The 21,919-nt window shown below is 62.5% G+C and carries 21 protein-coding genes; 11 read left to right on the top strand and 10 right to left on the bottom strand.

Annotation, left to right across the window (positions count from 1 at the left end):
• Positions 1–262: 262 nt before the first annotated feature.
• Complete coding sequence (locus ABE960_RS13220) at positions 263–724, bottom strand: flavodoxin family protein (RefSeq protein WP_349762745.1); 462 nt, start codon at positions 722–724, stop codon at positions 263–265.
• 136 nt (positions 725–860) lie between these two features.
• Here ABE960_RS13220 and ABE960_RS13215 point away from each other — a divergent pair, with 136 nt between their 5' ends.
• The 3 genes from ABE960_RS13215 (at position 861) to ABE960_RS13205 (ending at position 4,577) form a co-directional block, all read left to right on the top strand.
• Positions 861–1,337, top strand: coding sequence for a YbhB/YbcL family Raf kinase inhibitor-like protein (locus ABE960_RS13215; protein ID WP_349762744.1), 477 nt, complete (start codon positions 861–863; stop codon positions 1,335–1,337).
• A 580-nt stretch (positions 1,338–1,917) separates the two neighbouring features.
• Positions 1,918–3,741, top strand: coding sequence for an AAA family ATPase (locus ABE960_RS13210; protein ID WP_349762743.1), 1,824 nt, complete (start codon positions 1,918–1,920; stop codon positions 3,739–3,741).
• Positions 3,742–3,836: 95 nt separating this feature from the next.
• Complete coding sequence (locus ABE960_RS13205; protein ID WP_349762741.1) at positions 3,837–4,577, top strand: SHOCT domain-containing protein; 741 nt, start codon at positions 3,837–3,839, stop codon at positions 4,575–4,577.
• A gap of 201 nt (positions 4,578–4,778) precedes the next feature.
• On the opposite strand, the gene ABE960_RS13200 is transcribed toward ABE960_RS13205, so the two are convergent.
• The gene (locus ABE960_RS13200; protein WP_349762740.1) at positions 4,779–5,240 is read right to left on the bottom strand and encodes a potassium channel family protein; all 462 of its coding nucleotides are present in this window, start codon (positions 5,238–5,240) and stop codon (positions 4,779–4,781) included.
• A gap of 175 nt (positions 5,241–5,415) precedes the next feature.
• On the opposite strand from ABE960_RS13200, the gene ABE960_RS13195 reads away from it, so the two are divergent.
• Both ABE960_RS13195 and ABE960_RS13190 read left to right on the top strand, forming a co-directional pair.
• Positions 5,416–6,996, top strand: a complete 1,581-nt coding sequence (locus ABE960_RS13195) for a thymidine phosphorylase family protein (protein ID WP_349762739.1) — start codon at positions 5,416–5,418, stop codon at positions 6,994–6,996.
• A gap of 12 nt (positions 6,997–7,008) precedes the next feature.
• The gene (locus ABE960_RS13190) at positions 7,009–7,914 is read left to right on the top strand and encodes a ribose-phosphate diphosphokinase (RefSeq protein ID WP_349762738.1); all 906 of its coding nucleotides are present in this window, start codon (positions 7,009–7,011) and stop codon (positions 7,912–7,914) included.
• Positions 7,915–7,918: 4 nt separating this feature from the next.
• On the opposite strand, the gene ABE960_RS13185 is transcribed toward ABE960_RS13190, so the two are convergent.
• Positions 7,919–9,166 (bottom strand): M20/M25/M40 family metallo-hydrolase, encoded by a 1,248-nt coding sequence (locus ABE960_RS13185; RefSeq protein WP_349762737.1) that lies wholly within the window; start codon positions 9,164–9,166, stop codon positions 7,919–7,921.
• A 483-nt stretch (positions 9,167–9,649) separates the two neighbouring features.
• Between ABE960_RS13185 and ABE960_RS13180 the strand changes: the two genes are divergently transcribed.
• Entirely contained in the window at positions 9,650–9,994 is a 345-nt protein-coding gene (locus tag ABE960_RS13180; RefSeq protein WP_349762736.1) for a hypothetical protein, read from the top strand.
• A 76-nt stretch (positions 9,995–10,070) separates the two neighbouring features.
• A complete protein-coding gene (locus ABE960_RS13175) occupies positions 10,071–12,041 on the top strand; it encodes a multicopper oxidase domain-containing protein (protein ID WP_349762735.1) in 1,971 nt (656 codons plus the stop codon).
• Between the two features lie 56 nt (positions 12,042–12,097).
• Here the strand turns inward: ABE960_RS13175 and ABE960_RS13170 are convergent, their stop codons facing one another.
• The 3 genes from ABE960_RS13170 to ABE960_RS13160 form a co-directional block, all read right to left on the bottom strand.
• Positions 12,098–13,111 carry a zinc metalloprotease HtpX gene (locus ABE960_RS13170; RefSeq protein ID WP_349762734.1) on the bottom strand — a complete coding sequence of 338 codons (1,014 nt, stop codon included), beginning with the start codon at positions 13,109–13,111 and terminating at the stop codon, positions 12,098–12,100.
• Positions 13,112–13,329: 218 nt separating this feature from the next.
• Positions 13,330–13,779: a GNAT family N-acetyltransferase gene (locus ABE960_RS13165; protein WP_349762733.1), complete on the bottom strand. Its 450-nt coding sequence runs from the start codon at positions 13,777–13,779 to the stop codon at positions 13,330–13,332.
• 157 nt (positions 13,780–13,936) lie between these two features.
• Positions 13,937–15,067: a histone deacetylase family protein gene (locus ABE960_RS13160; RefSeq protein ID WP_349762732.1), complete on the bottom strand. Its 1,131-nt coding sequence runs from the start codon at positions 15,065–15,067 to the stop codon at positions 13,937–13,939.
• 186 nt (positions 15,068–15,253) lie between these two features.
• Between ABE960_RS13160 and ABE960_RS13155 the strand changes: the two genes are divergently transcribed.
• The 3 genes from ABE960_RS13155 (at position 15,254) to ABE960_RS13145 (ending at position 17,635) form a co-directional block, all read left to right on the top strand.
• A complete protein-coding gene (locus ABE960_RS13155) occupies positions 15,254–15,691 on the top strand; it encodes a nucleoside deaminase (protein WP_349762731.1) in 438 nt (145 codons plus the stop codon).
• A gap of 271 nt (positions 15,692–15,962) precedes the next feature.
• On the top strand, positions 15,963–16,871 hold the full coding sequence (locus ABE960_RS13150; RefSeq protein WP_349762730.1) for an EamA family transporter: 909 nt from the start codon (positions 15,963–15,965) through the stop codon (positions 16,869–16,871).
• A 251-nt stretch (positions 16,872–17,122) separates the two neighbouring features.
• Positions 17,123–17,635 (top strand): Hsp20/alpha crystallin family protein, encoded by a 513-nt coding sequence (locus ABE960_RS13145; protein ID WP_349762729.1) that lies wholly within the window; start codon positions 17,123–17,125, stop codon positions 17,633–17,635.
• Between the two features lie 634 nt (positions 17,636–18,269).
• Here the strand turns inward: ABE960_RS13145 and ABE960_RS13140 are convergent.
• From ABE960_RS13140 to ABE960_RS13125, 4 genes are all read right to left on the bottom strand, one after another.
• A complete protein-coding gene (locus tag ABE960_RS13140) occupies positions 18,270–18,908 on the bottom strand; it encodes a DsbA family oxidoreductase (RefSeq protein ID WP_349762728.1) in 639 nt (212 codons plus the stop codon).
• 66 nt (positions 18,909–18,974) lie between these two features.
• Positions 18,975–19,916: a 2-dehydropantoate 2-reductase gene (locus tag ABE960_RS13135; RefSeq protein ID WP_349762727.1), complete on the bottom strand. Its 942-nt coding sequence runs from the start codon at positions 19,914–19,916 to the stop codon at positions 18,975–18,977.
• A gap of 199 nt (positions 19,917–20,115) precedes the next feature.
• Positions 20,116–21,018 carry a complex I NDUFA9 subunit family protein gene (locus ABE960_RS13130; RefSeq protein ID WP_349762726.1) on the bottom strand — a complete coding sequence of 301 codons (903 nt, stop codon included), beginning with the start codon at positions 21,016–21,018 and terminating at the stop codon, positions 20,116–20,118.
• 21 nt (positions 21,019–21,039) lie between these two features.
• Positions 21,040–21,183 (bottom strand): hypothetical protein, encoded by a 144-nt coding sequence (locus ABE960_RS13125; RefSeq protein ID WP_349762725.1) that lies wholly within the window; start codon positions 21,181–21,183, stop codon positions 21,040–21,042.
• Positions 21,184–21,405: 222 nt separating this feature from the next.
• Between ABE960_RS13125 and ABE960_RS13120 the strand changes: the two genes are divergently transcribed.
• Positions 21,406–21,867, top strand: a complete 462-nt coding sequence (locus tag ABE960_RS13120; protein ID WP_349762724.1) for an SUF system Fe-S cluster assembly regulator — start codon at positions 21,406–21,408, stop codon at positions 21,865–21,867.
• The last annotated feature ends 52 nt before the right edge of the window (positions 21,868–21,919 follow it).

The following is a 21,919-nucleotide window of genomic DNA, read 5'->3' as shown; positions in this document are numbered from 1 at the left end:
TGTCTGGCCGACAGGATTGCGCCTGCGTGGCGGTTGTTGTTCGTTTTCTTACTGCTGGTTCTTACTGCTGGTTCTTGGTGCTGTTGCTTGGAGTGATGTCTTTGGTTCTGTGTTGTTTTTCAGTATGTGCTCAATCAGCCGTTTCTTCTATGTTTCCTGCTGTTGATTCGACACCCTTGAGGTATAGCATGATGCGTCCGTGTAAAGGGGCAATGGGGCCATCAACTTTAGTCGCGAAAAACAGACTTTCGTTTGATACGGGCTAGAGGATGCCGCCGTCGAGTCCTGCGGCCATCGTCATGCCCAGCTCCTCCACCTGATCGACGAACCTCTGCTGCCAGTCACCGCGCAGGATCAGCGGCGCCTGCACCCACTTCCAGCGCAGGCCGGTGACGATACTCTCCACCGCTCGCCGGGTACCCGTGCCGTCGTGGCCGGCGCGCACGTAGAGGGCGCAGGGCAGGCCCTGCTTCTCTTCCAGCACGGGGTAGTAGCTGCGATCGAAGAAGTCCTTGAGGGCGCCGCTCATGGTGCCCAGGTTCTCGGTGGTGCCGAGCAGGATGGCATCGCAGGTCAGCACGTCTTCGGGGCCCGCCTCCAGCGGCGGCTTGACCACCACCTCCACGGCCTCGATGTCCGGGTGGCGGGCGCCGCGCTCCGCGGCTTCCCGCAGCCCGAGGGTGTTGGGCGAGGGTGCATGGGCGACGATAAGCAGGCGAGGCATGGTGGTCTCCCGGGTTGAACTGGTGGCTGCCGGCCATCATGCCATGGCCGGGGAGCGTTGACAGGCGCCGGGCTTTCTCCGACGCTGAGTCGGCGCCGTCACCCCGACAACTTGATATCCAGGGAGGTTGATCATCATGGCCTTTGCACTCTCGACCATGCAGTTGGACAGCTCCGCCTTCGCGGCGGGGGGCTCCATTCCCACGCAACACACCGGAGAGGGCAAGGACACCTCGCCGGCGCTCTCCTGGCAGGGCGCCCCGGAGGGCACCAAGGGCTTCGCGCTGATCTGCCACGACCCGGATGCCCCTCTGGTGCAGAACGGCACCTATGGCTTCGTGCACTGGGTGCTCTACAACCTGCCGGCCTCCACGACCTCGCTCGAGGAGAACAGCGGCCAGGGCACCTCCGGCATCAACGACATGGGCAAGCCGGGCTACGGCGGACCCATGCCGCCAGAGGGCCACGGCGTTCACCACTACTACTTCTGGGTGCTGGCACTGGACAAGGCCACCGACCTGCCGCAAGGCCTCTCGCTGCCCGAGCTGCTCAAGCAGATCGAGCCGAACATTATCGGCATGAACCGCCTGGTCGGCACCTACCAGCGCGGCTGAGGTTGGCGGCGCCTCGTCGCGCCTCGGCAGGAAAGACGGGCCCGCGTCGTTTTACGACGCGGGCTCGCTTCGTGTTTGCCCTGGAACAGTGAAAGAGCCGACCCACGATGCCGCTCTTGTCGTCAATAACGACGCAGGCTGTAGGAGATGGCGCACACCGAATAAGACATCGGATACAACAACGCCAAGAACGTCACATCAGGCGGGCAATATTAGGATATTGCGGCTACGATGGGGCCATGATTGGCCATGCAGTGGGGCAGCAGGGATGCCACAGCCAGCAACTACTTTAGAACGGTCGCGCTTGAAATCCGCCCACGGCAATGGGGTTCGAGGGCATGCCTTTATCGGCGCGAATGAAGGATCGTTTTCGACCCGGAACCGACATCCCGGAAAAGGACGTGAGCACGTTATTCGTTGCAATGCTGCCGAGTTATTTTTAATATTTTGGCATTTCAGAAAGTTATGGGGTAGGTGAGCATGCAAAATAATATTGTTGAACGTTCATGCATGTTTAAGTGAAATATCGAGCACGCAGTGTAATATCTATTAGCCACTCAACCAAAGTAAAGGTGGTGTCATGCGACTCAAGGAAGTAAAAATAAAAAACTTTAGGGGCTATAAAGAAACAACCTCTATATCATTTGACGACGAGTTGACGGGTATTACCGGAAGAAATGACGCAGGAAAGTCTACAGTTCTTGAAGCCCTTGAAATCTTCTTTAATAATAAATCTGTAAAAATTGATAGTGATGATAAAAATGTAAAAGCTGATGAGGGCGAGATAGAGATCTCGTGTGTTTTTGATGAATTATCAGACGAAATTATCGTAGATGAGAACTACCCAACTAGTTTTCAGGCTGAGTATCTTCTAAATATTCATGGTGATATCGAAGTAGCAAAAATATATAAGGTACAGAAAGCGATCTCTGCGCCTAATATTTACATTCGATGCTTGCACCCTACCGTTGAAGGGGGCGGCGATCTTCACGGCTTGAAGTTATCTGATTTAAAGGTTCGCGGTAAAGAGCTTGGTGTCGATGAAAGTGTAGAGGATAAGCGGGTTGCCAGTTTATGGCGCTCAGCTATTTGGAAGAAATTTGACGATTTAGAGTTAGCGGACTTATATTTAGACGTAAGCGCATTAGAAAAAGACTCCAAAAACATATATAAAAAACTTGAGTCGGAAATGCCTACTTTTGCCTTATTCAAAGCCGATAGAGAGAGTAGCGATTCTGATCCTGAAGCAAAAAACCCAATTCAAGTTGCTGTAGAACAAGCAAAAAAGTCTCTCCAAAAAGAAATTGATGAATTACAGGAGAAGATTGAAAAATCAGTTCTAGAGGTTGCTGATCGTACGAAAGAGAAATTACGAGAAATGGACCCGGCACTTGCATCGGAATTACAGCCAAAATTTAAGGATAAACCAAAATGGAGCTTTAATTTTACTTTAGATGGCGAAGGTGGTGTTCCGATTAATAAACGGGGTAGCGGAGTTAGAAGATTAATTTTGCTAAACTTTTTTAGAGCGGAAGCGGAAAAAGTTAGAGTTGAAAATAGCTCTCCGAAAGTTATATATGCTATTGAAGAGCCTGAAACTTCTCAGCATCCGAGCTATCAGATTATGCTGATTGAAGCCTTGACTTCTTTGGCATGCAGGCCGGACTGCCAAATTCTATTAACAACACACGTCCCGGCGTTGGCTGGGCTCCTTCCTGTAGAGTCTATTCGTTTCATAGAAAAAGACGAAAACAATATTCCTGCAATAACAAGCGGTTCCGATGACGTGCTTGAAAAAGTTGCAAACAGTCTAGGAGTTCTTCCTGAAAGTGAGATTGCGTCATCTCAGGGAGTTCTATTAGTTGAAGGTCATAGTGATGTCACGTTTATTAACCATTCTTCTGAGCAATTAAGAAATAATGGCGACATTGGCAGCACGTTGTCTGAACTGGGCATAGCATGCATTCCTATTGGTGGTTGTGGAAATCTAAAACACTGGGTGTCAAAGAAACTTATTGATCAATTGGGGCTCGATTGGGGAATACTGATGGATTCTGATTTGGGTGACCCAATTCAGAACCCAAGGAATGTGGCCAAAATTTATGAACTGAGGGAGCAAGGAAAGATGGCGCTCCTTACCAGGAAAAGAGAACCGGAGAACTATCTGGATCCTGCGCTTTTCCAAGCTTCTCATAACATGACTATTGAATATACAGATACATGTGATGCTAAAAAGAAAATTGCAACGGCATTGACGGTTAGAAAAGACGATGTATTGGAGCGATTCTGGCCAAAAATGACAGCTGAGCAAATTAAAGAAAGATCAAAATATAATGACGATGGCATAGAAAGGTGCGAAATTTTAGAGATTATCCAAAGGGTATCGCAACTTTCAAATGGCTAACCAGGCGCTGCTGTCGGACAACCTTTCCGCTGCGCTAAAAAGTTACCGCAGAGCGCGGCGTTAGGCTATTACAGGAAAAAATTGGGAAATTGAAAATGAAGTTACTAAAAATATTTTTGTCGATTGCTGTCGTTGGAGCACTGTCCGGGTGCGCACACCGAATTAATGTTGCACCAGAACTCGCCAATATTGAGAGCCTATCTCATGGTTTTGATAACAGGTCTGTGAGTGTTGGCTATTACATACCCTCTGAGCTTCTCTCGCTTGAAGTGACAACTCCAGGTGGCGGAGGAGACAATGTCAGATACTTCCCATATCGTGACATTGAAACTGGGTACGAGCGAGTGTTGTCCAATGTTTACTCCGGCGTGGTGAAGTTGCGTTCTACTCCTGATTATTCTCGAACTAAGCAGCTAGGGCTTGATTATGTTATTCAGCCGCAAATAGTGACTAGCTCGGGCAGCACAGGGTTTTTCACTTGGCCACCAACCAATTTCACCGTCGACCTTGAAAATAGCATTCGTGATGAAAGCGGGACAGTAATAGCGGCTCCTCGTGTTGTTGGAGTTGGTACCGCTGAAACAGCTGAGCGTTTAAGTGACCATGGTGTTGCCGGAAAGCGGGCGATGAATGACGCTCTGTCGAAGATGCAAGCTGCACTACTTGGACTTAAATTGGGAGCCCCATCAAGCAACGAATCAACCATAAAAACCAAATCACCTAGGAGTTCGAGTGTTGCTTCCCGCCTGGGTGACCTTAATGAACTAAAGGGCAAGAGCCTGATTACGGAAGCTGAGTATGAAGCTAAACGCAAAGAAATATTAAATTCTCTATGACGTGAACTGACGCTTAATGCCGTCTAACGAGCCCAAGCACGCGGCCGCAGCAGAGTTGAGCCGGTGTTTGGAGCATTATATCAACTCACTAAACATCCGCTTTTGGCCGACAGCTGAAACTGCATAGGCCGTTTCGCGGCACTGGTTCGAGTCGCCGGCCGAGGCCTTACTGCCGTCGCCCGTAGCGGTGCATACGGCGCCTCAGCGCTCGCGGTGGGCCGACCAGTGACGCTGCATCTCGAGGAAGGTGATCGAGGCCGACCAGGTGATCAGCATGAAGCCGATCAGCGCCTCGGTGCCGGTAACGAAGCGCATCGGCCCGGTCGGGATCAGGTCGCCGTAGCCCAGGGTGGTGTAGGTGATCGCCGAGAAGTAGACGTAATCGAGGAACTTGAGGGTGCCCAGGCCCTCCAGGCCACCGCTGAGCGGGTGCTCGCCGAGCAGGGCCATGGCGAGGGCGAAGAGCCAGATCTGGGCGACGTGGGTGCCGAACAGCACGAAGCTCAGCATCAGGAAACGGGTCCGCAGGGAGTTGCGCGACCGCTCCAGGCGCTGCCAGAGGCGAAGCGAGACCTCATAGTGCATCACGATGCAGACCAGGACGGTGATCGTGGTGATGGCCACCGCCCACAGGTGGCCGGTATCGAAGGGGGCAGCGAACACGTTGGGCGTTCCTATCGTCGGGCGTACCGCCAGCCTAGCGTGATCCCTGCTCCGTCGCCACGGCCCGCCATGTCGCGGGTCAAATGACGCCCCCGCGGGGCGCTGCTAGGATGGGGCCATCCGTCACCAGGGTGACATGTGCCCGGCTCACCGGGCGCCGAGCAAGGAAGGTCTCATGAACAATACCTCCCCCGAGAGCGCGCCGCTGGAGGATACCCTCACGCCGCTAACGTTACGCCGTGTGGGGATCGACACCTACCGCGAGAACGTGGCCTACCTGCACCGCGAATGCGCCCTCTATCGTGCCGAGGGCTTTCAGGCGCTCTCCAAGGTGGAGATCCGCGCCAACGGCCAACGCATCCTGGCCAGCCTCAACGTGGTGGATGACACCGCCATCGTCGACTGCCAGCAGCTCGGCCTCTCCGAGGACGCCTTCACCATGCTGGGGGTGGAGGAGGGCCATCCGGTCAGCGTCTCCCAGGCCGAGCCCCCGGCCTCGATTCCCGCCCTGCATCGCAAGATCGGGGGCGAGCGGCTCTACCGCGAGGACTTCCGTCACATCATCCAGGACATTGCCGAACTGCGCTATTCCAAGATCGAGCTCACGGCCTTCGTGGTGGCCTGTGACCAGAACGAGCTCGACCGCGAGGAGGTCTTCTTCCTCAGCGACGCCATGAGCCGGGTCGGTCGACAGCTCGACTGGCGCGAGCATCCGGTGGTGGACAAGCATTGCATCGGGGGCATACCCGGCAATCGTACCTCGATGCTGGTGGTGCCTATCACCGCGGCCCATGGCCTGCTCTGCCCCAAGACCTCGTCCCGCGCCATCACCTCGCCCTCGGGTACCGCAGACACCATGGAGGTGCTGGCGAATGTCGACCTGCCCTTCGAGGAGCTGGGACAGCTGGTCCGGACCCACCGGGGATGCATCGCCTGGGGCGGCACCAGCGAGCTGTCCCCCGCCGATGACGTGCTGATCTCGGTGGAGCGCCCCCTGTCCATCGACTCGGCGGGGCAGATGGTCGCCTCCATCCTCTCCAAGAAGGCGGCCGCCGGCTCCACCCACCTGCTGCTCGACATTCCCGTGGGGCCGCATGCCAAGGTGCGCTCGATGCCGGAGGCGAGACGGCTTCGGAAGCTGTTCGAGTTCGTGGCCCAGCGCATGGGGATGACCCTTGACGTCGTGATCACCGACGGCAGCCAGCCGGTGGGGCGCGGCATCGGCCCGGCCCTGGAGGCCCGGGACGTGATGCAAGTGCTTACTAACCACCCTGAGGCCCCCGTCGACCTGCGCCTGAAGTCGCTGCGCCTGGCCGGACGCATGCTCGAGTTTGACCCCGACATGCGCGGCGGTGACGGCTTTGGTATCGCCCGGGACATCCTCGATTCCGGCCGGGCGCTGCAGAAGATGATGGACATCATCCGTGCCCAGGGCGAGAAGCCCTTCGATGCGGACCATCCCCCCCTGGCCCCGCACACCTTCGAGGTGCAGGCCCCCGGGAGCGGCGTGGTCACCGCCATCGACAACCTCTCGCTGGCGCGCATCGCCCGGCTGGCCGGCGCCCCCAAGGCCATCGGCGCTGGGGTCGACCTGATGGTGCGCATAGGCGACAGCGTGGAGGCCGGCCAGCCCCTCTATCGGGTCTATGCCGCCTATCCCAATGAGCTGACCTTCGCGCACCGCTTCACCGAGCGCGACAGCGGCTTCACCTTGGGCACCCCGGCCGAGATCACCCGGCTCAACGTCGAGCTCTGACCAGGAGGCCTGATGACCACCGCGCTGCTGCATTTCCCCGATGAGGCGGGCCCCGCCCGCCGCCTGGCCGATGCCGCCGGGTTGCCCGCGGCCCCCGTCGAGCGCCACCGCTTCCCCGACGAGGAGCTCAAGCTCACGCTGCCCTACCATCAGGCGGGAGCCTTCCCGGAGGTCCTCGTGCTCTACCGCAGCCTCGACCGTCCCGACGACAAGCTCGTCGAGTTGCTGCTGGTGGCCCGCCATGCGCGGCGCCAGGGCGTGAGGCGCCTGGTGCTGGTGGCACCCTACCTGGCCTACATGCGCCAGGACATCGCCTTCCATCCCGGCGAGATCGTCAGCCAGACCATCATCGGCGGCTTTCTCGCCGAGCTGTTCGATGCCGTGATCACCGTGGACCCGCACCTACACCGCATCGATCGCCTCGACCAGGCCATTCCCCTCGAGCACGCCATCGCGCTCTCCGGTGCCCCGCGCCTGGCCGAGCTGATCGCCGCCAGGCGCGAGAATCCTCTGCTGCTGGGGCCCGACGAGGAGGCGCTGCAGTGGGTGCGCCAGGCCGCCGGGATCACCGGTTTCGATCACGGCACCGGCCGCAAGACCCGCAATGGCGACCGGGACGTGGTGATCGCGCTGCCCGAGGTCGACATCCGGGGCCGCCAGGTGGTGCTGATGGACGACGTGGCGAGCTCCGGTCACACCCTCGCCCGCGCCGCCGAGGCGCTGCTGGCCTCCGGAGCGGCGTCCGTGGACGTGGCCGTCACCCATGCGCTCTTCGCCGGTGATGCCCTGGCGGTGATCCGGGCCGCCGGCGTGGGGGAGGTATGGAGCACCGACGCCATCGACCACGAGAGCAACGCCATCGCCCTGGCGCCGGTGCTGGAAGTGGCGCTCGCGGACGTGCTTCGCGCGTTCGCCTGAGCGCCTATTTCTTCTCCTCGGGCGTGTCGGCGCCCTGGTGACCCAGCGGCCCGGCCTGGTCGAGGCGCGGATGGTTGTCGAGGAACTCGCGGTGCGGGTCCGACAGGCCATCCAGGGCCCGGACGGTATGGGTGATGGCATGGATCGCCGCTAGCACGTCCTTGGTGTACCCGGTCTCGGAGATGGTGTGCATGTTGCGGATCGGGAAGCCGATGGAGGTGGCGGCGCAGTCCACGGCGGCGAGTACCCCGGCCATGCCGTCGGTGCCGGTGTCCGGCCCCACGATATCGCGCTGCATGGGGATGCCCTGTTCCCGGGCGGTGGTCTCGATGATCCGGTTGAGCTGCTCGCTGGCGATGGCGCCCACCGACATGGTGAATCCCTTGCCCATCTCCAGCGGCTGCATGCGCCGGTCGCCGATACCCGGGGCGGCCACGTAGTCGTGGTTCACGTCCACGGCGATGATGGCGTCTGGCCGGAGCTCGCCGGCCAGCACCCGGCTGCCGAAGCGGCCGATCTCCTCGTAGCTGGCGATGGCGAACAGCACGCGGATTTGTTCGGTACCGCCCGCCTCGGCGATCAGTCGCGCCACCTCGGCGGTGACGAAGCAGCCCAGGCCGTTGTCCAGGTAGGCGCCGTAGAAGGTGTCAGGGCTGAAGCCCGGGCGGATCGGCCGGTTCAGCAGGATGGCATCGCCGGGGCGCACGCCGAGGTTCAGCACCTGCTGCTTCTTGTTCTCGCCGTGTATCTGCAGGTCGAGGTACATCTGCTCCTTCTTCAGGCCCTTGCTGCCGTCGCGCACCGATGGGTCGGAGAAGTGGATGGCGCCCAGGGCTTCCACGGTGCCGCCCTCGATCACCCGATACTGCCCCGGGGCCGCGGGGTCCTCGCTGAACAGCTTGACCTCGTGCCCGAGCAGGGTGGTAGGCAGGAAGGAGTCGGTGTTGATCCAGATCTTGCCGTCCTCGCCGATCGAGCGCACCTGCATGCGGATCTTGTCGGCGTGGCCGATGATCATCACCTTGAAGAGGTCGTCCCGCCCCGGGTGGGTGTCCAGCACGACGCCCGCGTGGCCCTTGAACTGTTGCAGTTGCCAGTCGCCGGGCGCGAAGCCCTCGAAGTGGGGCTTCAATACGCCGTAGGTCATCGCGCCCTCCAGCCCCACCGGGCTGGGGGCGGCCAGGATTCGCCGCATCAGGTCGAACTGCGGGTCGGGCATGGGGCGGTTCCAGGGCTTGGGGGTGTCGCTCATGACGCTCTCTCGTGGTGGGAACAGAATGGACAGGATGAGGCCTTGCGCCTTGGCGGCGCAACTCAGCAGCGCCGGATCCAGTGGCGTCGGCCCATGGGATCGGGACGTTCGATGATGACCGGGGCGGCTTTGCTCTTCTCGTCCTCCTGATCTCTGCACTACAGCTTGTGCAGCCCTGGAGGGGGCACTTAAATGGAACAATCAGAGTGTGCTTGGCTTTCGCATCTGGCCTAATTTTCAGCTTTAGACTAATCTGATCCAGCGTGCTGTATCTGACGAACGACACTGCGTGAAAACGCTTTGAGGTGCTTCTTATCGTTCAAGAGTCGATTGGCATGAGGGTCTTTCGTCATTTCTGTCATGAATGTAGGTGCCGACTATAAAATGGCTTTCTGCGAAAGAAAGAACTGGCCTGACTGAAAGATAATATCCTGTAACGCTTTACCTTACTAAAAATCGCACTTTGTGCCGGGAGATAATAACATGAATAAGAAAATACTAACCTTTGTTCTCGTGACCCCCATTGCCATACTGTTGTCCAGTTCGGTACAGGCCTTCGAGTGCCCCAAGCATTTCGAAGCAGCCCAGAAGACCATCGACAAGGTGTCTGCAGACATGGAGGGTATGGCAGAGTCGATGGAGCAGCAGGATAGGGCGCTCGTGCATGCGCTGCTTGACGATGCCAAGTCGCTGCTCTCGTCGGCTCAACATAACCACGAGAAGCCGCAGGGAGCCTATGATCACGCCCGGGCCATTGCCAAGGCCGACAGCGCACACGGCTACGCAACCGCGGCCGATATGCTGCACTTTCACCACATGGGTCAGTAATACACCCGCGCGAATGAAAGTGTGAGGGTGGGGCCAGAGCGCGAGTGTCCCCGCCCGTGCTCTGGAGGTGGTTTTCATGATCATGCGCACGCTGCTTGCGCTAATGGCCTTGTTTGTTTTCGGCGAAGCGTGGGCCGAGAGTCACGGGGTGGAGTTGGCTTCGCCCATGGGCGTTCCTGAGGCCGTGCAACTCGGGCGGGATCTGGACGGGGACGGTGATGCCGATGAGGTGGACATCAGCCTGGAAATCATCGAGGTCCAGGAGGAAGTTTACCCCGGTGAATTCGTGACCTTTTGGGTGTTCGCTCCTGAAGGACGGGGTATGGTCTCCTCGGCGCGCACCCCGAGTCCGACCATCCGAGTGGAGCAGGGCGACCGCGTCAGGATCACGCTGCGCAACACGCACTATTTTCCGCATACCATCCATCTGCATGGCACTATTCATCCCAATGAGATGGACGGGGTGCCCGTGTTTACCCAGCCACCGGTAAACCCGGGGGAGGCATTTACTTATGAATTCATCGCCACGAACCCCGGCACGCATTTCTACCACTGCCATGTGCAGCCGGACGTGCACGTGCCCATGGGGCTCGTGGGGATGCTCATCATCGAGCCGAATCGGCCCGACAATGAGTTTGCGCGCCTCATTCCGGGCGCGGGGCGTATCACTGAGCTGAGCCAAGCGGCGCAGGAGCACTACCAACGAGAGTACTCGCTCGTCTACATGGACATCGATGCGCGCTTGAATCGTATTCCGGCCGCATACCACGATCCCCGCGAGATCGAGCAGCGTATGCACCGGGAATACGATTCCACACAGCATCGCCCCAACATCTTTCTCCTGAATGGTCGCGCATTTCCCTATACGCTGCGGGATTCCTTGATCGAGGTGGACACCGACGAGCGGGTCAAGCTGCGGGTGCTGAACGCCGGCGCCCGCACCATGCAGCTCCACACACACGGCCATCACCCGGTGCTCACCCACTTGGACGGTTACCCCCTGTCGCCGGAGGCACAGGTCACACGGGACGTGTTCACGATCGGGGCGGCGCAGCGCGTTGATCTCGAGCTCCGAACGGGCCGCGACGATACCTACGCCTCGGGACCGGGGGTGTGGCTCATGCACGATCACGTGGAGTCCACCGTTTCCAACAAAGGGATCAGTCCCGGCGGCGATATAACGGCCATTACCTATGAAGAGTTCGTCGGTCCCGATGGATTGCCGAAAGTCGCGACCAGCCTGGATCGATACTTCGATCCGGCCTACTACCGCGGCGAGATCCCCGTCTTCGATCCGGAGATCTTCCACACGACTCCCGAGGAGTATGCCTACGGATGGTCAGAGAAAGCGCCCATTGGTGGCGCTTTCGACTATGTGTCCCGGGAGGCGACGATGCCCCCCTTGCCGCAACGCAGCTCCATCGAGGGTCATCGCATCGTCGCCGACGCATGCGAAAAGCCACGGGGGTTCCGGCGGATTCGGGTCCAGGGTGGCACCCGGTTTTCGCGTGCCGGCGAGGTATTCGCCTTCGAGCCCCGCGTGCTGCGCGCGGAGCCCTGCGAGGAAGTGGAGATCGTCTTCGAGAACGTGGATGCGGTCCGCCACGCCCTGATGCTGCCGGGCTTGAATCCCATGTTCACGCTCGAGTTCACCGGTCCCGACACGCAGGTTGCCCGGTTCGTGACTCCCGACCGGGACATTACTCTCGACTTTCACTGCCACGTGGAGACGCATGACGAGATGGGGATGCACGGCCGGCTCATCATCGGCGAGGGCGGCCAAGCGCATGCTCACGAGGAGCAGCACGCCGTCGGGGGTGAAGAGAAGCGGCTTCATGAAGGACGCGGCGTGGTGGTCGCCGTGGACAAGCGTGCGAGCCGGTTCGTCATTGATCACGAGGAGATACCGGGGTTGATGGCGCCGATGGTGATGAGCTATCAGGTCGAGCCCGCGAGTCTGTTGCAAGACGTGATGCCTGGCGGTCAGGTCCGTTTCACCATCGACGCGACCCAGCGGACCATCATCGACATCGTCATTGAGCGATAGTGACCTGGCCCTGCTCAGGTCCGCCTCCAAGTCCACCATTCGGACCTGGGCGCAACTCAGCGGCGCCGGATCCAGTAGCGTCGGCCCACAGGGCTGGGACGTTCGATGATGACCGGCGGGACCTCGGCGTGGTCCCCATGGGGCGCATGCAGGGGGGCCTGGCCCGGCGCCATGGCGGCCTTCAGGCGGCGGATCCGCTCCCGCGTCGGGGGATGGGTGCGCAGCCAGTCGATGCCGGTGGGCGGATGGCGCCCGAACAGGGTGGCCAGCCAGCGGCCATGGTGGTGTTCCAGCACGGCCAGGGCCGAGGCGAGGCCCTCGGTGTCGCCGGTCAGGGCCACGGCGTCCAGGTCGGCGGTGTATTCGCGGTTGCGGGAGAGGGCCAGCTGCAGGAGGGTACTGAGGCTCGGGGCGAACGCCACGACCAGCAGCAGCCCCCAGGGCAGCCGGAACTCCCCGGCCAGGATCATCGGCAGCATCAGCAGCAGGCTGATCTGCAGCACGGTGGTGAGAAAGAGGGTCAGGCGCGTCATGGCCGCGGCCATTGACATCACCTGGGTATCGCCATGGCGCAGGTGGCTGACCTCATGGGCGAGCACGCCGGCCAGTTCGCGCAGCGTCAGCACGCTCAGCAGGCCCTCGGTGACGGCGATGCCGCCGTTGTGGCGAGTGCCTACGGCGAAGGCGTTGAGGTCCGGCGAGGGCGTGTAGAAGAGCTGTGGCGAGCGACCCAGGCCGGCCCGCCGGTAGAGGGTGTCGAGCAGACGGTAGAGGGTCGGCGCCTGGTGGCGTTCGAGCAGGCCGGCCCCGGCATCGGCCAGGATGATTCGGGCCGGCACCCAACTGCTGGCGAGGGCCCCGGCCACCACCGCGCCGAGGCTGACCAGCAGCCCGACGCCGCCAGCCAGCAGGTAGCCGGGCACCGCCAGCACCAGGGCCAGCCCGCCCATGATCAGCATGGTCTGCAGGCCGTTCTTAAGGCGACTGCGCCAGAGTCGTGGTGTCCCGGCCGGCATGGCGTCCCCTGTGATCTCAAGCGTGGTCGTCTGGCGGCGGCGCGAGACCCGCATGGCCTCTGTCGCTGGAGCGCGCCTGTCGCATCACACGTCCTCTCCGTTGGAGTCTACTCTACGCCGTGTGCTCTCTGCCCTGGCATCGAAACAGGCGTTGTGTGAAGGGAATTCCACTGGAAGCCGCCGCCGTCCACGTTCAGCGGCCATATCCGTCGGCCATCGGCCAGCCGGTGGTCAAGCCTGTCAAGCATCGGGAGCGTCGGCGGTGGCCCTCGTCACCTGCGGATCTCAGCGATCACCTCGCCGGTCACCTCGCTCAGCCCCGCCTCCTGGAAACCGAGGCTGGCGTAGAAATCCCGGGCGACCCGGTTGGTGGGCACATAGCAGATCGCGATTCGCTCGAAGGGTCCCTGGGCCCTGATCTCGTCCAGCACGAGCTGCATGGCCCGGTACCCGATGCCTCGGCCCTGGTGGTGCCGGTCGACCATCAAGCGAAAGATGCTGTAGGCCGGTGGCCTCCCGTGCTGGTCGAACGACTCATACATGAGAAAGCCGACCACTTCCCCGTCGCAGACAATGGCGCGAGGCCGGTAGGTCGAGTGGAGTGACGATTCGGCAAGGGAATAGAGGTTTCCGGCCAAATAGTCGCGCTGGGATGTCGCCAATTCCAACGCGATGACGGACTCGAAGTTCTCTCGTGTAACCTTCTGCAGCGATACGTCCATCGGTAATTCATCCATTCGGGAGCGGCAGGCTCCGCCTGGCAAAGGCTTGCGGACGGATCATGCCGGTGCCTCGCCGGGCCGAGCCGTGCTGTCAGTAGGGTTCATCCCCGGCAGGGGAGAGCGCGGCGCCAGGGCCAGACGGGGCAGCCTGTGATGGTCAGGTGCCCGGCGCCCCGGCCCCGTCTTCCGCATCCTGTTCGACAAAGGCGCTGCGATGGAAGGCCGCGGCTGCCTCCACCTCGGCCACCCCGCAGATGCCAGGCTCGGGGGGCGTCTCGCCGGCCAGCACAGAGAGCACGGCGTGGGTGCCTTTCGAGAGCGACTCGAGGTTGTAGCCACCTTCCAGCACGAAAACCAGGCGGCCGTCGCAGTGATGGCGGGCGAGCGACTGAAGCAGGCCGGTCATGGCCCCGAATCCCTCGTAGGAGACATTCAGGGCCAGGTCGTGCCAGTGCGGATCGAAGCCCGCCGAGACCAGGATCAGGTCTGGGCGGAACCAGTCCGCCGCGGGGGCCAGTATGTCGCGGAAGGCCTTGAGGTAGGCCTCGTCGCCGCTGCCCGCGGGGACCGGGACGTTGATGATGGTGCCCTCGCCGCGGCCGGCGCCGACCTCATCGAGATGACCCGAGCCAGGGTAGAAGGGGCTGGCGCGATGGATATCGAAGAACAGGATATCGGGATCGGCCCAGAAGATATCCTGGGTCCCGTTGCCGTGATGGGCGTCCCAGTCGATGATCATCACCCGCTGGCAGCCCAGGACCTCATGCGCGTGGGCGGCGGCCACCGCGACGTTGTTGAACAGGCAGAAGCCACGCGCCCGCACCGGCTCGGCATGATGGCCGGGTGGGCGTACGAGGGCAAAGGCAGTCTCGGTTCGGCCCTCCATGACCGCCTCTACGGCGGCGATTGAGGTGCCGGCGGCCACTTCGGCGGCCTCGATGCTGCCAGGCGAGACCGCCGTGGTATCCACATCCAGCCAGGCATTCTGTCCCCGCAGACTGAAGATCTCGTTCAGGTAGGAGGTGGTATGTACTCGGGCGAGCTGCTCGCGGGTGGCGGCTCTCCCAGGTTCGAAGACAAGGCCGGGAATCGGTTCCTGCTCCAGCAGTTGGAGAATGGCGCTCAGGCGTCCCGGATGCTCCGGATATTTCCAGGGGGCGCCGAGCCCGGAGAGCAGCTGACGGATCCTTTTGTCCATGCGGTCGGGCAGGAAGGGCACCTCGATGTCGGGCTGGTGGTCCAGCATTCGCTCGTCATAGAAGGTGATCACGCGGGTCTGGCTAGCCACGATGGCGACTCCCGAGAAGCAGTAAGATGGCGCCCGGTAGCGGGCACGTACTTGTATCATAGCCGGGATGGTCGGTGCCCTGCATCCAGTGCTGGGCCCGGTCGGCCTGCAGGGGAGCAGGCCTGGCGTGTCGGTGACAGGTCGGCGTAGGCTTTGGCACATCATGACATTGCAGGGAGTCAGCAAATGGAAGGTTTCATGCAAGCCGCACTCGAGGAGGCTCGCTTTGGTCTCGACGAAGGTGGAATTCCCATCGGTTCGGTGCTGGTGCACCACGGGGTGATCCTTGGCCGTGGCCGCAATCGTCGCGTTCAGTTGGGCAGTGCGGTGCTGCACGGCGAGATGGATGCCTTGGAGAATGCCGGCCGTCATCCGGCCGAGATCTATCGCGAAAGCACCCTCTATACCACCCTCTCGCCCTGCTCGATGTGCAGCGGGGCCATCCTGCTCTATGGCATCCCGAAGGTGGTGATCGGCGAGAACCGCACTTTCCTGGGCGAGGAGGCCCTGCTGAGAGAGCGTGGCGTGGAGGTGCAGGTGCTTCAGGATCCCGAGTGTATCGCGCTGATGGAGTCCTTCATCGCGGCCTCTCCAGAACTGTGGCACGAGGACATCGGTGAGTAGCGGCCTGCGGCGCCTGATGACGGTGAGAATCCTGTTGATCTGAGTCAACACGGCAGGGCTGTGCTAGTTTGGGGGAGTCTCCTCGGCGGTGACGGTTCGTCGCCGTCGAGGGGGAAGGCGGATGAGGGCGGCGGATCGCTGGCCTCCCGCTATCCGGTTGCGTGCCCATCGGCATGATGCCTTTCCTGTCTGTGGGAACAGACGCCACCAGGACAGAACTCTTGCTCTTCTCCCGTCTTGTCGTTCCGTTCCTCTATGGCACGCGGGCCCCATGACGCTCTCCATCCCCCGCGCCGTATACTTCGCGGCAGGCGCTGCGATGATCGGGCTCGTGGTCGTGCCGACCGAGGAGGCCTTCGCCACGGGTCTCAGTACCGCCGAGCTTGTCACGGGCCGCCTTTTCTGGGGCGCCCTGGCCGTGATCGGGGTCTGCCGCCTGAACCGCGGCGCGGTGCCGATCCAGCGCACCCCTCGGGAGCATCTGTCCCTCCTGCGTAACGGCCTGCTGATCGGCTGGGCGACTATCTTTCTCTACAGCCTGGCGCTGAAGACCAACGACGTGACACCCGTGATCGTCACCCTCGTCGGCACGTCTGCCGTCGTCGGCTTTCTGGTGGAGACCTCTGGTCGCCTGCGCCTAGAGCATGTCTTCATCCTGACCTCCGTACTGGTGGCGCTGATCGCCACGATCCTCTCGGCGCATAACGCCCGTGCGGAGGTCTCCTGGACCCTCTCGGCTGCGGTCCTGAGCGGTGTGATCTACGGTCTGCTGCCCGTGCTGCTGCGCGGGAGGGAATCCGACGAAGATCTGACCTCCGTCGGCTGGTATCTTACCTATGGGTGCGTCATTGCTGCCGCCCTGGCGCTGCTGACCACCGACACAACCATCGCTGGCCTGCTCGAGGCCGCGGGGAACGGGGATGTCATTCTCGCGGGCGCCGTCGGCACGGGCCTCGGGTACGCGCTGCTGCAGCTCGGGGTGGCCCATGGCGACGACGGGCGCGAACCTCTGAGCCCCGGGGTGGCGGGCATTCTCTACGGCTTCGAGCCGATCACGGCGATCGTTGCGGCGGCCCTCTGGCTGCGACAGCCGATCTCGCCCGAGACGATGTTCTTCAGCTGCGCCTTCCTGATGCTGGCGTTCTCAGCGGGATCGGTGCTCAAGGCACGAGTGGACTGAACCCTCGCGACAGGCGAGCGGGGCGCGGATCGGATCGCGCCGCCAGGGTCGCGTCTACCGGTCAGTGCATGGCGAGACTCCTGTTGATCTGCGTCAACACGGCCGGGTAGGGCGGGGCTATCCTGAATCCTGGGACGAGCATTTCTTAATGCTGCTGGCCGGAGCCGCCTGCCGGCGTGGTTTTCCCGGCGGTGCCGAACTCGTCCTCTTCGACCCGGTCCAGTGTGACCTGCTGATCAGGAGATATGACCATGGCCAAGAAACCCACCAAGGCTTCCAAGGATGTTCCGGTCTTTTCTGGCACTTCCGCGCCCGAGTCGTCGCGTGCGATGAGTCCGTTCCGGGAATTCGATCGGATGCTGGATACTTTCTTCGATCGCGGCTGGATGCCTTCCATGCGCGGCGAGCATCCCCTCTGGGAGCGATTCGCCGCCTTCGAGAAGGGCATGCCGAAGGTCGATGTCATTGATCGTGACACCGAGGTGGTGGTACGCGCCGAAGCCCCGGGCTTCGATCGCGAGGAACTCGACGTCTCGGTGACCGACGGCGCGGTGACCATCAAGGGCGAACACCGCGAGGAGAGCAAGAAGGAGGAGGGCGAGTACTTCCACTCCGAGATCTCTCATGGGTCCTTCACCCGGACGGTGGCACTGCCCTGCGAGATCGATGCCGACAAGGCTGAGGCCAGTTTCACCAATGGCGTCCTGGAGCTGACCCTGCCGAAGCGCAAGCAGGCCAATCGCCGCAAGGTCGAGGTGAAGTAACCCTGCTGGATCCGGCATGCCGGGACGAGCATTCCGGCATGCCGGCCCCAGGTCCTGGCCATGGTATCGAGCCTGATCGACATCCTCCGGGGCCTCATGCTCGACAAATGCCGCACAGTGAAAGGCCGCTGCGGCTTTCACCTCGGTAACGCCGCGCTGACTGGGTTCCGGTGGCGCTTCACTGGCGAACACCTTGAGCACTGACCTGACGCCGCGCCCCAACTGCTCAGGCGTCGACGCCCTGCGGGTCTCGAAGGTCACTCCGTGAACTGGCTCGAGATCGAGCAGGTGCCGAATGGCGGTGAGCCTGGCGGGGTTTTCGGGATACTTCCAGGGCACCCCTAGCCCCGACAGCAGGCTGCGGATTCGCTTATCCATACGCCCCGGCAGGAAGGGCACCTCGATATCCTGTTAATGGGCCAGCATCCGTTCGTGATAGAAGGCGATCACGCTGTTCTGTTCGGCCACCGTGAAGGCACCATGTTGTGCATGACATATGGGCGAGGCGGGTCATGCATCTGACTACGGCATATCAGGGGCCAGGCAGCGAGGGGCTTATGAACAGGCGTGGCGATCCGGCAGGTCGTTGAGCTGCTGACATCGGGGCCGCTCACCTTGGTGATGGACCGTCACATCAGCCCATCGCGTCAAGCAATCGCTCCATGGCCAGGAACAGTTGCCGACGCGGCTGCGCGCCCTCGAGTACGCCGGCGTGCTCACCATCCAGCGAAAAGCGCAGCCCCGGCACGCCGCCGATGCCTAGCTCGCCGGCGAGCCGCTGGTCGGCGAGCACCTGTTCTCGGTAGTCACCCTCGTCCAGCGCCTGGTGCAGGCTTGAGCCGTCCAGGCCGAGCCCTTCCGCTACCCCGGCGAGTGCCTCGGGGTCGGCCAGGTCCAGGCTCTCCTCGAGGAAGCCCTTGAACAGCGCCGTGCGCATGGCATCGCCGGCTCCGGGGCGGACGCCTTCCTGGTCGCCGGCCCAGGCGCTGGCCTCGTGGGCCAGCCGCGAGCGCGGCTGTAGGCGGGGAAGCCGCAGGGTCATGCCGCGCTCGGCCGCCATGGGATAGACGGCCCGCTGCCAGACGTCGTGCAGGTAGTCGCCATCGGGGTCGAGGGTCGGCTCGGGTTCGGGACGCAGCTCGAAGGCTCGCCAGCGGATCTCCACCTCGCCGCTGAAGCGCTCGGCCAGGGCCTCGAGCTCCGGCGCTTCCAGATAGCAGAACGGGCAGACGTAGTCGCTGAAGACGTCGAGGGTGATGCGCGGCCGGGTCATCGGGCCTCCTGGTGTCACGGCAAGGCCCGACAGGGTAACAGCAGGTCCAGCAGAGGACACGTCGGCCTAGCCTGCCGCCTCGTCTGCTCGGGCCGTCCGCTCCTGAGGCAGCAGGGCGGCATGGATCATGGTGTTGAGCGGGGTGTCGACGCCGACCTCTCGGCCCAGGCGCACCACCGCCCCGTTCTGGGACTCCAGCTCGGAGGGTCGACCCGCCAAGATGTCTCGCTGCATGGAGGCCGTGCTCGCGGCCGGTAGCGCGTCGATGGACGTCATGGCACGGTCCACGGCGTCCTCCGGCAGCGCCACGCCCCGGGCACGTGCTACCGCCTCGATCTCGGCGAGCAGCTGCTCGATCAGCGCGCGGGTCTCGGGAAGGGTGCGGGTCACCCCGATGGGGGCCCGGGTGATGGCCCCGATGCCGCTCATCGCGCAGATGAACTGGAACTTGCTCCATACCGCGGCCTGTATGTCGTCGGGGATCTCGGCACGCACGCCCGGGGCGCGGTCCAGGGTGGCCTGCAGGCGCCGGGCGCCCTCGGCCTGATCGGGGTGTCGGGGCCCCAGGCGCACGGTGGGGGAGACGCCGGCATGGCGAATCCGGCCCGGCCCCTCGCGCCAGGCAAGGATGCCGCACAGGCCGTCGAGCACGCCGGACTCGCCGAGGACATCGGCCAGGGTGTCGGCGGCCTCCACACCGTTCTCCAGCGGCAGCACCAGGGTGGCGGGGCCGACCATCGGGCGGATCGCCTCGGCGGCCTCGCGGACCTGCCAGGCCTTCACCGCCATGATCACCGCGTCCACCACGCCCACCTCGGCCGGGTCATCGCTGGCGCTGGCCGGCGCGATGGTCACGTCTCCCTCGACGCTCGACACGGCGAGGCCGTCGCGACGGATGGCCGCCAGGTGCTCGCCGCGGGCGATGAAGGTGACGTCCACGCCGGCCTCTGCCAGGCGGGCGCCGAAGTAGCCGCCCACGCCGCCGCTGCCCATGATCGCGATCTTCATTCTTGTCTCCTCGTCCTTCAGCGAATCCTCATCGGGAGCATACCGTCACGTGCGCGACTGGGCGATGATCGACTGGGAGATGACTCGGCTGCAGCGGCTCGGACGCGGGGGGTGTAGGCTTTCCGCCTTGATCTATATTGCACAGGACATTTTCGATGAGTGACCTGCCCAACTGCCCCGAGTGCGGTTCCGGTTTCACCTATGAAGACGGCAGACAGCTCGCCAGGCTCTCGTAAAGCGAGTGAGGCAGGATCTTCAGGTCACGGAAGCCGCCGACATCCTCGTCGGCGACGTTGTCGGACTGCATCAGGATCACCTGGTCGCGGGTCAGCGGTGGGCCGGGCAGCCATGTGGCCAGGGCGGCGAGTAGCCGCCATGCGAGGAAGGGTATCGGCACCAGGGTCCGTTCTCGATTGAGGTGGGCGAGGAGCGTCTCGAGGATCTCGCGGTAGCTCAGCACGTCGGGCCCACCGAACTCGAAGAGGCGCCGCTGGGTGGCGGGATGGCCCGAGAGCTGTGCGATGGCTCGGGCCACGTCCCCCACATGCACCGGCTGCAGCCGGGTCGTGCCGCGACCGAACAGCGGAATCAGCGGTAGCCGGGTCAGTCCCTCCAGGCCCGAGAGGAAGGCATCCTGAGGTCCGAACAGCACGCTGGGGCGCACGATGATCGCCTTGGGCATGGCCTCCAGCACGGCATCCTCGCCGCGGGCGCGGGCCCGCACATAGGCCGAGGGCGAGTCATGGGAGGCTCCGATGCCGGAGACCTGCACCAGCCGCTCTATGCCGGCCGCCCTGGCCTGACGGGCCAGCCGTCCGGCACCAGTGACATGGATCGCCTCGAAGCTGGCATCGCGCGTCTCCGCATAGAGACTGACGGCATTGACCACGGCGCTGGCGCCCGCCAGCGCCTCGGCAACGCTTGCCTCGTCACGGATGTCAGCGGCGGCCAGTTCGATGATGTCCCCCGCTTCGGCCCACTCAGGCCGCCCCGGGTGGCGGGCGGCGATGCGCACCGGGTGGCCCGTCTCCACCAGCTCCCGGACGATGGCGTCACCGAGAAACCCGGTGCCGCCGAAGACCGTGATCGGACCCTCGCGCATCATCATTTCTCCTGTGGCCGCTCAATCTCGGCCCGAATCGTCGACGCTCCGGTCGGCCGGGGAGGATCGGGTGATCGCCCGCTTGACCAGGCGAAACACCAGCCAGTGAAGGGCGGCAAGTACCGTCAATGCGGCACCGATCAGCAGCATGAAGGATGTCGACATCGGGTCTGCCTCAAACGGTTTTTTGACATGCTACCGAGGCGCTGAGCCGGGGGAAAGGTCGGTCGGCCATCGAATGCGAATGATGACAGCATCCATGAAAGAGGCGGATAACGTGCCGTGATCCGGGCGATTGGGCGGCGGGGCTTCACATCAAAATCATACAGGACTAAAATGGTCCCCAATCGAACATGAGGGGGAAATGCTCCCCCGGGGAGTGAGGCCTTGCTCAAGCTTTCGCGACTGACCGACTACGCCGCCGTGGTGATGGCGCAGATTGCCCGTCACCCGGAGCAGCCCCAGGCCGCCGCGGAGCTTGCCGAGGCGGTCCAGCTGCCTCATCCCACGGTCAGCAAGACCCTCAAGATGCTGGTGCGTGCAGGCCTGCTGGAGTCGCGCCGTGGCGCTCAGGGCGGCTACTCCCTGGCCCGCCCCGCGTCGCAGATCACCGCCAGCGACATCATCTCTGCCATCGAGGGCCCGGTGGCGATGACCGAGTGCAGCCAGGCCGGCGGTGACTGTGATCTGGCCGCTACCTGCGGGGTGGCGGACAACTGGCAGCGCGTGTCCCTGGCTATTCGCAACCTGCTCGACAGCGTGACCCTGGCCCACCTGGCCGACAAGAATCCGATCAAGCTACCGGTACAGTTGCCCATTCAGAGTGTGAGTCTGGCCGCCGAGGCCTGACGCATCCGCGCATTTCACTACCCGAGGCGAGCCTCGCTCGCCGACCCAACCG

The organism is Halomonas aquatica, assembly GCF_040196335.1.
Taxonomy (GTDB): domain Bacteria; phylum Pseudomonadota; class Gammaproteobacteria; order Pseudomonadales; family Halomonadaceae; genus Halomonas; species Halomonas aquatica.
This window is presented reverse-complemented; position numbering and strand designations above follow the sequence as displayed.